This is a genomic window from Gemmatimonadales bacterium, assembly GCA_019637315.1.
In the GTDB taxonomy this organism is placed as follows: Bacteria; Gemmatimonadota; Gemmatimonadetes; order Gemmatimonadales; family GWC2-71-9; genus SHZU01.
Window position 1 is genome coordinate 176764 of record JAHBVU010000001.1, and the last position, 12343, is coordinate 189106.

Annotated in this window: 11 protein-coding genes; 6 read left to right on the forward strand and 5 right to left on the reverse strand. The window is 65.7% G+C overall.

Translation table 11 applies throughout. The annotated features are described in order from the left end of the window. Positions 1–2: 2 nt before the first annotated feature. Positions 3–1208 (reverse strand): acetyl-CoA C-acetyltransferase, encoded by a 1206-nt coding sequence (locus KF785_00780; protein MBX3145274.1) that lies wholly within the window; start codon positions 1206–1208, stop codon positions 3–5. Positions 1209–1351: 143 nt separating this feature from the next. Between KF785_00780 and KF785_00785 the strand changes: the two genes are divergently transcribed. Beyond that, positions 1352–2050: a DJ-1/PfpI family protein gene (locus tag KF785_00785; protein ID MBX3145275.1), complete on the forward strand. Its 699-nt coding sequence runs from the start codon at positions 1352–1354 to the stop codon at positions 2048–2050. Between the two features lie 8 nt (positions 2051–2058). Here the strand turns inward: KF785_00785 and KF785_00790 are convergent, their stop codons facing one another. The 3 genes from KF785_00790 to KF785_00800 form a co-directional block, all read right to left on the reverse strand. Beyond that, positions 2059–2397, reverse strand: coding sequence for a DUF393 domain-containing protein (locus tag KF785_00790; GenBank protein ID MBX3145276.1), 339 nt, complete (start codon positions 2395–2397; stop codon positions 2059–2061). Between the two features lie 52 nt (positions 2398–2449). Beyond that, positions 2450–2866, reverse strand: a complete 417-nt coding sequence (locus KF785_00795) for a hypothetical protein (protein MBX3145277.1) — start codon at positions 2864–2866, stop codon at positions 2450–2452. A gap of 186 nt (positions 2867–3052) precedes the next feature. Next, entirely contained in the window at positions 3053–4048 is a 996-nt protein-coding gene (locus KF785_00800) for an aldo/keto reductase (GenBank protein ID MBX3145278.1), read from the reverse strand. Between the two features lie 139 nt (positions 4049–4187). On the opposite strand from KF785_00800, the gene KF785_00805 reads away from it, so the two are divergent. From KF785_00805 to KF785_00825, 5 genes are all read left to right on the forward strand, one after another. Continuing rightward, positions 4188–4967: a DUF481 domain-containing protein gene (locus KF785_00805; GenBank protein MBX3145279.1), complete on the forward strand. Its 780-nt coding sequence runs from the start codon at positions 4188–4190 to the stop codon at positions 4965–4967. A gap of 62 nt (positions 4968–5029) precedes the next feature. Further along, entirely contained in the window at positions 5030–5476 is a 447-nt protein-coding gene (locus tag KF785_00810; GenBank protein ID MBX3145280.1) for a nuclear transport factor 2 family protein, read from the forward strand. A gap of 49 nt (positions 5477–5525) precedes the next feature. Further along, positions 5526–6002, forward strand: coding sequence for a hypothetical protein (locus tag KF785_00815; protein ID MBX3145281.1), 477 nt, complete (start codon positions 5526–5528; stop codon positions 6000–6002). Positions 6003–6177: 175 nt separating this feature from the next. Then, entirely contained in the window at positions 6178–9213 is a 3036-nt protein-coding gene (locus KF785_00820; protein ID MBX3145282.1) for a hypothetical protein, read from the forward strand. After that, entirely contained in the window at positions 9210–10721 is a 1512-nt protein-coding gene (locus KF785_00825) for a hypothetical protein (protein ID MBX3145283.1), read from the forward strand. Before KF785_00820 ends, KF785_00825 begins: the two co-directional genes overlap by 4 nt. A gap of 63 nt (positions 10722–10784) precedes the next feature. On the opposite strand, the gene KF785_00830 is transcribed toward KF785_00825, so the two are convergent. After that, positions 10785–12290, reverse strand: a complete 1506-nt coding sequence (locus KF785_00830; protein ID MBX3145284.1) for a serine hydrolase — start codon at positions 12288–12290, stop codon at positions 10785–10787. Positions 12291–12343 lie beyond the last annotated feature (53 nt).

Sequence of the window (12343 nt, forward strand, 5' to 3'; positions counted from 1 at the left end):
GTTCAGATCCGCTCGATCACAGTGGCTACCGACATGCCGCCGGCGATGCAAAGGGTCGCGACGCCCAGGGTCCCGTCACGCCGCTCCAGTTCGTCGAGCAGTGTGCCGAGTATGATGGCTCCCGTGGCACCGAGTGGATGACCCATCGCGATGGCGCCGCCGTTGACGTTCACATTCTCGGGCGTCAGCTCCATCTCATCGAGGAAGTAGAGCACCACCGAGGCGAACGCCTCGTTGATTTCCCAGAGATCGATGTCTCCCGCCGTCAGCCCCGCCTTCTCGAGCGCGATGCGGCACCCGGCGGCGGGCGCGGTCAGCATGATGGTCGGGTCCGCAGCGACCGCCGCGGTCGAGCGGATCCGGGCCCGCGGGCGAATCCCGGCTCGGGATGCGCCTTCGCGGCTGCCGAGCAGCACCGCAGCGGCACCGTCGACGATTCCGCTCGAGTTGCCGGCATGGTGGAAGTACTGCAAACGTTCGATTTCCGGATAGCGATGCAGCACGACCCGGTCGAACCCAGCCATCGCGCCCAGCTTGGCGAAGGACGGCTGCAGCGCGGCGAGACTCTCCACCGTCGTGTCGGGGCGGAGGTGCTCGTCCCGATCCAGGATGACCAGCCCGTTCCGGTCGACCACGGGCACCACGCCCCGGTCAAAGCGCCCCTCGTCCCAGGCCTGCTTGGCGCGTCGCTGAGACAGCACGGCGTACTCGTCGAGTTGCGACCGGGTGTATCCCGCGCGGGTGGCAATCAGGTCGGCTGAGATACCCTGGGGAACGAAGTGAAAGTCGGCGGCAAGCAGCGGGTCTGTTCCGGGTGCAAACCCGGACGAGAGCATGGGAATCCGCGACATATGCTCGACCCCGCCACCGATCCCGAGATCGATCAGGCCCCCCATCAGCTTGGCGGCAATCAGATTCACAGCCTCGAGGCCGGAGCCGCAGTACCGGTTGATCACCGTTGCGGGCACCCGCTCGTCGTAACCGGCGGCCAGCACGGCCCAGCGCCCGACCCCGGCCTCGTCCTTGATCGCGTCGACGCAGCCGAGGATGACGTCTTCGACCTGCCCCGTATTGAGGCCGTGCCGGTCTTTGAGGGCGCGGAGCGGGGTTGCGGCCAGCTCGATCGGAGCCACCTCGTGCAGCGCTCCGTCCGGCTTGCCCCGCCCGCGAGGAGTGCGGAGGGCATCGAGAAGGTATGCGTCAGCCATGGACCTGCGCCTCTCAGGGTGCGACGGAAACGAAAGGACGAGCCAGCAATAATACAACGATCGTTGTGTTCGTGTGGGCGTTGTCCGGCCCCGGCGCGACCCGTACTTTCCACCCCACCTGTGTGATTCCTGATGAGGTAGTCATGTCGTCTTTGCAGTTTGGGATGGTGCTCTTTCCCGATCTTACTCACCTGGATCTGGCCGGGCCATTCGAGGTGTTCGGCCGGGTACCCGGCGCGACGGTGCGAGCCGTGGCAGCCTCGCGGGAGCCGGTAAGGAGTGATACCGGGCTGCTCTGGCTGCCGGATCTGACGTTCGACGAGGCACCGGCCTTCGATGTCATCTGCGTGCCTGGCGGGCCAGGGGTCAATCCGGCCATGGAAGATGCCGCGCTGCTCGAGTGGCTCGGCCGGCAGGCGGCGGGTGCGCGCTTCGTTACTTCGGTCTGCACCGGCGCGCTGGTACTCGGCGCGGCCGGTCTCCTGCGCGGCTATCGCGCGACCACGCATTGGATGTCGCATGGGTTGCTGCGGCATTTCGGCGCCGAGCCGGTTGCGGCACGGGTCGTGATCGATCGCAACCGGATCACGGGAGGCGGGGTCACGGCGGGCATCGACTTCGGTCTGACGGTGGCTGCGGAGCTTGTGGGTGAGGCGGCAGCCCGGCAGATCCAGCTGATGCTCGAGTATGATCCTGCGCCGCCGTTCGATGCGGGCTCCCCGGCGCGTGCGGATCAGACGACCGTGGCGGCGGTTCGTGCGGGTGCCGCGCCGTACCTCGATCGGCGGCTGGCCATCGTGACCCGCGCAGCTGCCCGGCTCGGCTTGCCCCCGGTTGCCTGAGCGGCCGGTTATAGAAAGCGGTGTCTGGCGTCGGCAGGCGGCAAAGGACAGCTCTCGTAGCGCCCGAAGATACGATAGCGCCAGTGAGCTACGACGTCGTAGAGGGAGTCACGAATTTCGCGTGGCACCAGATACCCGATCAGCAGCAGGGTCCAAACGCTGCCCAGATAGCGAAAGATCCGGAGCACTGCGGTTGACCGGGCGGTGATCCGGTCAGCCTCGACCAGGATGATCGAGGCAGGGGAGGCCAACTCGGGGCGGGCAGCAAGCAGGGCCTGCCCGTAGCTGCTGGTCAGGGCCGCGAAGCGGAGCGGCCCGTCGCGATCGACCCGGAGCAGGAACCGCACCCATCCATTGCAGAGGGCGCAGTGCCCGTCGTAGAGGAGGACCGGCCCCGGTTCAGACGAGGCCGGCTTCGCGGAGCTCCTCCTCGAAGTCGGGGGCCGGCACTTGGGGCCTGCGGAAGAACCACCACTGCTCCGAGGGCTCGTAGCCATTCTCCCTCGCGTGACGCTCGCCCCAGATCGGCGGACATTCCACCGTCAGGTCTTTGAACCGCTGGTCCAGCTTTGCGAGCTTGGGCTCGGCTGCGGCGCGATCGTCGTTGGCGGCGAACTCCAGTGCTCCCTGCAACACGTCGCGGAGTTCCATGTCGTTCTGGTAGTCGCCGAAGGTGAGGTCATAGCCCTCCTCCACCGCGTCGACGAGACTGGCCCAGTGGGAAAGCAGGCCGTCGAGGCCTCCTTTCACGACGCTGGCTGAGCAGCCTCGGCGTCGGAGATACTGGCGGATGCGATCAGGTTGTTGAGTCATCATTCCTACCCGCGTCGAACTTGGCGCCGGAAGTATGCCCCGCCGTCGATCGGCTGGAAAAAGGTCCGTATCAGGTCATCGGCCGCCGCTGGCCGCGGCGGCAGGCGCGGGGTTGGCCCGCACCCGACCGCGATAGAATGTCAGCATCGCGGTCAATGGTCAACCGTCAACCGCCCGGTTCGGCAAAAATCAGCGCCGCCGTCCCTCGTACCACCCTCGGATTGGCCGAGGGGTGTAGGGTGCTTCGAGGGCGGCAACCTCCTCGTCGGTCAGGCGGAGTGCCACCCCCCGCACCGCCGACTCCAGATGCTCCAGCTTGGTGGCGCCGATGATCGGCGCCGTCACCCCCGGGCGGGAGGCCAGCCACGCGAGCGCGGTCTCCGCCGGGCTCACCCCGCGCGCCGCGGCCACTCGCGCGTTGGCGTCGAGAATGGCGCCGTCATCGGGATGGTCGTAGAGCTGGCCGATCTGCCCCTTGTCCGTTGCGCCGCGGCTGGTCGTGCTCAGGTCGCGGGAACTCCGGGCCAGCAGGCCGCGCGCCAGGGGAGACCAGGGAATCACCCCAAGCCCCTGATCGAGACAGAGCGGAATCATTTCCCGCTCCTCCTCGCGATACAGCAGGTTGTAGTGATTCTGCATCGACACGAACCGGGCCATCCCAAGCCGGTCGGCAGTTCCGAGTGCCTTCATCAGCTTCCAGGCGTAGGTCGTGCTGGCCCCGACGTAGCGGACCTTACCCTGCTGAACCAGCAGGTCGAGCGCCGCGATCGTTTCCTCGATCGGTGTTTCGGGGTCGAAGCGGTGGACCTGGTAGAGGTCGATGGCTTCGACGCCGAGTCGCCTGAGGCTGGCCTCGCAGGCCTGCACGATATGCTTGCGCGAGAGCCCCACCATGTTGGGCCCGCCAGGACGCATCTCGAAGAACACCTTGGTCGCAATCACGACCTCATCGAGCCGGGCGTAATCACGGAGTAGGCGGCCAGTAACCTCCTCGCTCTGCCCGAGCGAGTACATGTCGGCCGTATCGAAGAAGTTGATGCCGAGTTCGATGGCGCGCCGAAAGAACGGACGGGCGGCCTCCTCGTCCAGGACCCAGGAGCGCCAGCGGGGGTCGCCGTAGCTCATGCAACCGAGACAGACGCGGGAAACTACGAGGCCACTGGTGCCGAGACGGGTGTATTCCATCCACAGGAAATAGCCTGGGGAGCCGCCCCCGACAAGGCAGTCTCGGGCGCAAGGGGGCGCCACGGCCGCGTTGCGCGGGAAGGGGAGCCGGGTTTTTTTCTGGCGTTGCAGTCTCCAACAACGAGGAAGGGCAGGATCGATGTCGCAAATCCGAACAGTCGCAGCCACCGTGTTGCTGGGCGTCGTGGCGGTGGCTCCGCTTCTCGCGCAGGAGCAGCCGGTCAAGACCCGTTCCTTCTCGGCCGACTTCGGGTTTGTCAGCGCGGCTGGCAATACCAACGTCAAGACGCTGAACTTCGGCGACCGTCTGGTGCTCAACACTGCAGACAAGAAGCTGATCTTCACCCAGACGTTCAACGCCGTGCGGAGCGAGGCTGATGGCAACCGCACCGCGGAAAACTATCGCACCCAGGTAAGGTTGGACCGGGGATTGGGACACCGCTTCTACCTGTTTCTGCTCGGCGGCTGGGAACGGAACGTACCGGCCGGCGTGGCGAGGCGGTTTGAAGAAACGCTCGGTCTCGCGTACCGAGCCATCGAGACCGAGCAGGATCAGCTGAACATCGAAATCGGTCTTTCCTTTTTTCAGCAACGCAACCTTGAGGCGACGCAGGGACAGAGTCTCGACGACACCTACACCGCGGGTCGGGCGGCCGCGTCCTACAAGCGCGTCATCAGGGCCCCGGCCTTCGTGTCGCAGCACGTCGAGTTCATTCCCAACTTCGACGATCACAACGACTTTCGGATCAACACCGAGACTGCCTTGGTCGCACCGCTATCTACGGCCATCGGCGTGAAGCTTGGTTACGTGATTCGCTACGACAACGTTCCGGGCTTGCTGCCGGATCCGAATCCGACCCTGGAGCGGCTGCGCAAGACCGACCGCTTCCTGACGGCGGGCCTCACCATCTCGTACTGATAGGTGCCGAGCATGCCCATCCCGCGTCCGAGGACCGCTCTCAGCGGTTGCCGAGGCCAGGCGTGATGATTGCAGCTGCCATCGTGTCTCTTGCCTTGTTTGGCGGAGCCGGGCCGGCGGAGGGTCGGCCGATGCCGCAGGACTCGGTCATCGCAGCCGTCTCGGCTGCTTTGCAGTCGCAGTGGCGGGCGCAGGTCACGCGGGATACGGCGACCCTTCGCAACCTTTTGGGCGAGGACCTCGTCTATATCCACTCGAACGCGCTGGTGGAGGACAAGGCCGGGTTTCTCCGCACGGTTGCGACCGGAACCATCGTCTATCATGACATCTCACCCCTCGAAATGACGCATAGGGTCATAGGGGCGGTCGTGGTTGGGAATGGCCGAGTTCGGGTTCGGGTCGGGCTGGGGGGGCAGGACCTCGTGCTGGAATTGCTGGTGACGACCGTTCATGCCCGTCGGGACGGTCGGTGGGTGCTGGTGGCCTGGCAGTCGACCAGGGTCCAGTAGGCGGCATGCTGGTGTATCTTTAGCTTTCGTCCATCATTCAGGAGATCGTATGCGGAAACTGGTTGCGGCGGCTGGCGTGGTGATTGCGGCGTTTGCCTTTGCGCCGCGCGCGGAGGCTCAGGCCTTCGGCGCGAATCTGTCGTGGGGCGACGACAGCGACTTCGGCCTCGGTGCCCGTGTCGCGTTCCCGATCGGTGGGAGCGTTGGCCAGAAGGGGATCCGAGGTCTGGCCACGTTCGACTACTTCTTTCCCGAGGGCTATAATTTCTGGGAGATCACTGGCAACGGCGTCTATGACATCGCCAGTTCGGGATCAGCCAGCCCGTATGTTGGCGGGGGTCTGACGTTTGCCCGTTTCTCGCCTGAGACTGGGCCCGGTGGTAGTTCCGAGATCGGGCTGAATCTTTTAGGCGGTGCACGCTTTGCCCCCATGGGCAACGTCCAGCCGTTCGTCGAGGCGCGGTTCCAGATCCGCGACGGCAGCCAGTTCGTGCTCTCCGGCGGCGTGTACTTCGGCAAGCTGTAATCGATCAGAGCGGATCGATCACGGGCGGGCGGCTTCTGTCGCCCGCTTTGTCGTTCCGGGGGCGATGGTTGCGCAGCTTCCGTTGCCCTGGTCGCCCCGGGCTGCTTGACGCCGTTTCGGCAGCCTCGTAGCTTGGCCAATCCGCGACGTCTCTTCCCCAGCGATGGATGGCAGGGTGACCGCTGACCCCGCACCGACGTGGTACGTCATCAGCGGCGACTGGCAGGCGCTGACCGGCGATCGGCTGGAGCGCTGCAAGGCGGCAATTCGGAACCGACTGCCCAGTCTCTCGGTCCAGATCGACGCTGAAGCCGTTGTCGCGCACGCCCTCGAGCTCCCGTTCTACGATCGGATCGTCGACGGTGTGGTTCAACGCATCGAACTCTGCCAGATCGATCTTCCCCTGTTCGAGCGGGAGGGCCGCTGGCTCCGTCGCTGGCTGCTCGTTCTGTGGGATGGCGCTGACGATGCGCTCGCGATCGATGGCTCTTCCAGGGTGATCCACGATCTCAATGAGCGAATCGGCCTCGACTTCGGTGCGGAGGGGACCGACGAACACGCTGCCGCATTGCAGTTCTACGTCCGGTTTTTCTGCGCTGTGATTGCGGGCGATGAGGGCACCTTTCCGATCATCGAACACCCTGAGGATCTGGGCTGGGATCGGGCCAATCGGGACGTCCCGATGGTCGGTGAGGCCACCCACGATGCCAGTGCGCCGGGCCTGAGTGGTACGCTGGCGCGCCTGACGCTGGAGGCCGATTCCGCTGTCGACGAGCCGGGTCAGATCTATCGAAGCCCGCCGGTACAATCGATCGACTCGATAGTGATGTGCTACGGTGACGCCATCTTCAGGGTCCAGGTCGCACTTCGGCTCGACGACCGCAGGGAAGGCGCCCGCTGGTACAGCGGACGGGTTGAAATGACGGGCGATAGCGGTCCGATCGCGCTGAGTCGATCTCCCCGGCCGCTGCTGATTCGGACGTGGTCCGCCGGCTTCGCAAGTCTGGCTGCATGGGACGGCCGCCACGAATCGGTCTCGCTTGCGTCGGACGATTTTGCCGCGCTGCTTCGTCACCCCCGGCTCGGTGCGGCGCAGCGGGGCAGACGCGATGCGACGCCAGCCGCTCCCGGATTGCCGCCCGAGCCTGGAACGGAAGCAGCGCTCTGGTCGCTCATCTTGCGGTACTGGGGTGTTCCCGATGAACCACCGATCCAGGTCAACGGCGACGTCATTCTCGGCGACGCGGTGCCCGGTTCCAGTGATCGGCTCGAGCTGGACGTCCCGGTCGTCGTCAACGGGGACGTTGTCTTCCCGGCAGGTGTCGAGTTCTCGCATCCGATCCGCTTTGCCCAGTGGCAGGTCGACGGTCGACTGCGCGCCAGGGGCGCCAGGTTTGCTGCGCAGGTCGAGCTGGCCGACTTTACCATCCACAATCGCCTGCCCAAAGCCGCCGGGACCGACGGCGCCCCGCGCGATCCGTTTGCGCAGGCCCCGATCCAGTACCACGAAACGGCTGTCGATCTGGACGAGGTTCGGGTTGCCGGTGCGCTGGACCTGCGTCGACTGACCGCGGTAGGTGAGCTGTCGATCCGCGGGGGTCGGCTCGACGGGGACATGCTGTTCGACGAGCTGCTGCTGAAGCCGCGAGTCGTCCCGCACGATCGGCCGATTCTGAACGCCGAACGCCTCAATGTCGCGGGCTCGGCGCGATGCCGACGCCTTTGTGCCACCGGTCTCGTGGTGTTCGACAATATTCGGGTCGAAGGCACGCTCGACCTGAGTGGAACCGTGATCCACGGGATTGGGCACCCTGGGTCCGGGCTCCGGATCGATCGTGCCAGGATTGCTGGCGACCTCCTGATCAACGAACGGGGCTGGAGCCGCGATCTCGATGGCACCATGGCGACGCTCGTCTCGGGCGACATCAGCATCGGATCGACCGAGATCGGCGGCAACATCGACCTGACCGCCACCTGCGTGCTGGGTTCGCTCAACCTGCCATCGAGCCAGATCGGCGGTCGGATTGCCATCGGCATGGCTGGCCTGGCGTCTCAGAGCAACGAGGCACCCGTCCATCTGCTGGCCAGCTACGTCGCGGAGTCGGTCGATCTCGATCACGTGCAGGTCGGCGAGATGATCTACTTCGACGGCGTCGTGGTCGATGGCTTCCTCGGCATGTCAGGGCTGCGCACCAGCGGGATCAGGGTTGCCAGCGGTGCCGGCCCGGGATTGGTCGTGCGGGGGCAGGACAGTCATGGCCGCAGCATCCGCCTGTTCGGAGCCTCGGTTGGGGCGTTCGAGGTCGAAGCGCTCCAGCTGGGTGGGTCCTGCTGGATGGTGGGCCTGACGGCAGGGCCGCGGTTTCGGCTGTTGCCGGCGACACGGCCTGCCGGCGGCTACGATACGGAGCAGGCCATTCGCGAGCAGGCGATCCGGGTCCGCAGCTACGACGCTGGAACCCCCTGGCGGGCGGTTCACGATCGCTATATCGCGGACGCCGTGGCCATTGCCGCCGCGGCCGACCGGGAATCGCACCCAAGCGTCATAGCGGCCAGTATGTCGAGTCTGATGGTCTATGAATCCCGTTGCGGCGGAAACTTCGAGCTCTGGGGCCTCACCCTCGATACCCCGGCTGCGACCGGTCCCGGCCGTCGGGCGCTCCACATCCGCAACACCACGATCGACGGAACCCTGTCGCTCCACGATCCTAACGGAACCTCACTCGCTCCAGACGATGATGGCGACACCTCGCCGATCGGACTCATCGCAGGCGGCGTCCTGGTCGAGGGCGGTCGAGTCGGCGGCACTACCGATTTTTCCACTGCTCGCGTCGTCGGGGACATCGAGCTGCGCAACATCGAGCTGCACGGTGGCCTGCAGGCGGTCGACGCCATTCTGGTGCCAAACGATGAGACCAGCGGCGGGTGCTTGTCGGTCGTCAACATCCGGAGCGCAGCCGACATCCTGTTGAGCGGTACCATGGCTCGCCAGTGTCTGGTGCGCAACTCCCGGATCGAGGGCGACCTCGAAATCTCGCACCGCACCGTGCTTGCCACCCCCCCGCCCCGAGCACAGTTCGCTTCATTGGAAGCGACCGGCAACATGATCGAAGGCCGTATTCTGCTTCAGCACCTCGAGGTGGCAGGTCCGATCGACCTGTCGGATACCCGCGCGGTACGCGGGCTCACCATCGGAGCGGAGTCCTCATGACTCGCGACGATCGGAGCGTCTCGGCGGAGCACCTCAATCTGACCCGCTTCCGGACCGATTCGGACGTGCATCTGGGCGGACTGACCCTCGGACCGGAGCGGGACAACACGACAGACTCCAGCGGTACCGACGCCGTCGCCGCTCGACCGTCGCTCCTGGCGCGGATCGCAACCCGACTGGGCGCCAGTTGGCAACGGTTCCGGCGCGACGTCTTCCGGCCGGCCGCAGCGTCAGACCGCGTGGCTCCAGGATCGCTGGTGGCCCGGCACGCCGAGATCGGCGGCGAGCTCCGCTTGCCGCGCGAGGCCATCGGTTCCGCCGACCTGGCCTTCCTGACTGCCGACAAGCTCGATATCTGCGGCAGCGCGTTCCCGCCGCCCTCCGGGTCCGACGCGGATGACGGGGTTGCGCTCCGGCTCAGCAGCAGTCGGCTCGATTCGGTCGAGCTGCGCGCCCCCCTGCCTCATCGGGTCGACCTGCAGAACTCAGCCGCCCGGCATTGGGAAATCCTGGCTGAGGTCCAGAGCGGTGAAAGTACGGTTGCTGCGGACGCTCACGGTCGCTACCTCGAGCTGCTCGATCGATCGTCGCCCTTTGCGCGCGATGCGTATGCTCGACTCGAGCAGGACTTCCGCGCAGTCGGTCAGCATCACATCGCAGACAAGATTCTGACCCGGATGGGGTGGCGCTCCTGGCGGCTCGCCAACCTGCGCGGCGCCTGGGAAACGCCCTCCGCCCGACTGCTCACGACCGGATTGGGCGTCGGCGTCGTGGTCGGGTTGCTGAGCTGGGTAGCCGGGCCGGTCACCGGTGTCTGGCTTCCCGGCTGGCTGCGGATGGCGGCGCTGCTGGTCGTGATCGCGATCGGGATTGCCGGGCTCTTTCTCTATGCGCCTCGACGGGCCGTGCAGTTCTGGTTCGGGATCGTGGTGTTGTGGCCGTTTCAGGTTCTCTACGGCTTCGGGGTCCGCTGGTGGCTTCCGCTGGCGCTGTCGGCGCTGACACTCGCTACCATCACGATGCCGATGATGAGTGATTGCCGCAACCTGATCGTGCCCGGCGCAGATCGTTCCTGGGTTGCTGAGCAGTCGGAGGCGCGGTCGATCGGTGATTGGCTGGGGCGAACAGCAGGGCTTGGTCCGGTTTGGCACAACCGCTGCGTCCTGTCCTACCAGCGCGACGACCAGACCGGCGCTGTGCCCTGGTCGTTGGCGGATGCGTTCTGGCTCGGTATCCGGTACCACATCCCCATCGTGCCGCTGGATGCCTTCTTCGACGGTGAACGACAGGAGGAGGCCAGACCCTCGCCAGATCGGTTGCTGTTGTGGGATCGCTCGACCAACCTCGTTGGCGAGGGCCAAAGCAGCCATGCGGACGGCGTGGTACTGCGCCTCTTCGGCAGCGCAGGGACCTACGCCAGAACCATCTACCTGCTCAGCTGGATGGTGGTACCCTTCTCGTTGATCTTTGCGGCGGGACGGATCCAGCGGAAGTATCGACTCCAGTAGGTTGAATGGTTCCGCGTCAGGGTCGGTGCGCAGACCGGGCGCACCGACCCTGGTGCGTTGGAGCTAGCGGGCCCGGCCGAACCGGCGGCCGCCCAACTGTACGGCGTCGACCCGACCCGAAGCACCGATGGCAAAGTTCACCGTCTGCTCGCCCCGCCACTCGAGATCCGGCTTGGCGCGGAACGTGTCGAGGTGCCAGTGGGAGAGCACGGACCGAAGCTGCGTACCTTGCCTCAACACCAGCGCGCCGTTCTCCAGCGTGATGTCGAGCTGCCCCGCCAGCGAATCGCGATAGACCCCAGTATAGGCGTCGAGGACGAGCGAGGGCTTGGTGCCCTGGAGCCGCTGCCGCTCGAACCGTGCCCGGGCACTGTCACCCTGGGCGCTGATGCCGTTGTAGAGCGTCAGCATCTCGGTGCTCCAGTCACGGAGCGGGTTGCCGACCCAGGTGTCGACCGCCCGATAGAGCAGCGGGTGCCGCACTTCGACATGATCGAGGTTGCCAAGAACGAAGACGCCCATGTTGGCCTCGCGAACCAGGCCGACGATCGCAATCATCCCATCGATGCTCCCGGTGTGGAGCTGGAGCGGACGGCCCTGGTAGTCGGTCTGGAACCAGCCAAGCCCGTAGGTAATCCAATTCGGCTTGGTCAGCGCGGCAGTCGGGTAGAAGCTGTTCGGACGGATGATGGTCTGCGGCGCAAAAAGCTCGGCCCAGGTTGCCGGTTTGAGCAGTCGCTTGCCGTCCACCTTGGCGCTATCGAGCACGAAGGTCATCCACTTCGTCATATCATCGATGCTGCCCCAGACCGATCCCGCGGCCGCAACAGCGTCGACGGCGGCATTGTCGATGACTCGAACGGTGCCGTTGACCCGATCGTGCGGGCTCGCCACGTTGGGGCGTCCCTTCGTGCCCGCGAGGGTTGCGACCGTGTTGGTCATGCCGAGCGGCTGGAAGATCCTGGTTTCGACGAATCGCTCCCAGGACATGCCGCTCGCGGCCGCAACCACGGCGCCTGCCGCACCATAGGCCACGTTCTGGTAGATGTACCCCGAGCGCATCGAGTAGGCGATCGGAATGAAGCGGGCCCGGTGCAGGATATCCTGCAGGGTCGCATCGGTCCGGTACCAGGTCACATCGCCGTTGCCGAGACCGGCGCGATGCGTCAGCAGATCGCGCACGGTGATTTCCCTCGTGATGTAAGGATCACTCAGCTCGAAGCCGGGAAGATGTTTGATGACCGGATCGTCCCAGGCGACCTTGCCCTCGTCGACCAGCATGCCTAACGCCAGGGCCGTCATGGCCTTGGTGGTCGAGCCGATGGCAAACATGGTGTTGGCGTCGACCGGCTCCGGCTTGCCGAGTTCGCGAACACCAAAGCCTTTGGCGTAGACGGTTCGGCCATCCTTGACGACGGCAACGGCCAGGCCGACAGCATTCCAGTCCTTGACGGCCTTGGCAACGTAGGCGTCGAAGCCGACAACCCGCGGATCGGGTCGTTGAGCCAGCAGCGTGGACGGCAGCGCCGCGATGAACGCGAGTGTGAGCAGGCGAGCGATCAGAGTCATGGGCCCAGGGGGTGATTGAGAGGAAGCCTGAAATCTATACCGGGTGGGCGGGA

What these genes read in the sequence shown, in the direction of transcription:
- KF785_00780 (MBX3145274.1), bottom strand. Translation starts at nt 1,208, where the DNA reads ATGGCTGACGCATACCTTCTCGATGCCCTCCGCACTCCTCGCGGGCGG.
- KF785_00785 (MBX3145275.1), top strand. Translation starts at nt 1,352, where the DNA reads ATGTCGTCTTTGCAGTTTGGGATGGTGCTCTTTCCCGATCTTACTCAC.
- KF785_00795 (MBX3145277.1), bottom strand. Translation starts at nt 2,866, where the DNA reads ATGATGACTCAACAACCTGATCGCATCCGCCAGTATCTCCGACGCCGA.
- KF785_00800 (MBX3145278.1), bottom strand. Translation starts at nt 4,048, where the DNA reads ATGGAATACACCCGTCTCGGCACCAGTGGCCTCGTAGTTTCCCGCGTC.
- KF785_00805 (MBX3145279.1), top strand. Translation starts at nt 4,188, where the DNA reads ATGTCGCAAATCCGAACAGTCGCAGCCACCGTGTTGCTGGGCGTCGTG.
- KF785_00815 (MBX3145281.1), top strand. Translation starts at nt 5,526, where the DNA reads ATGCGGAAACTGGTTGCGGCGGCTGGCGTGGTGATTGCGGCGTTTGCC.
- KF785_00825 (MBX3145283.1), top strand. Translation starts at nt 9,210, where the DNA reads ATGACTCGCGACGATCGGAGCGTCTCGGCGGAGCACCTCAATCTGACC.
- KF785_00830 (MBX3145284.1), bottom strand. Translation starts at nt 12,290, where the DNA reads ATGACTCTGATCGCTCGCCTGCTCACACTCGCGTTCATCGCGGCGCTG.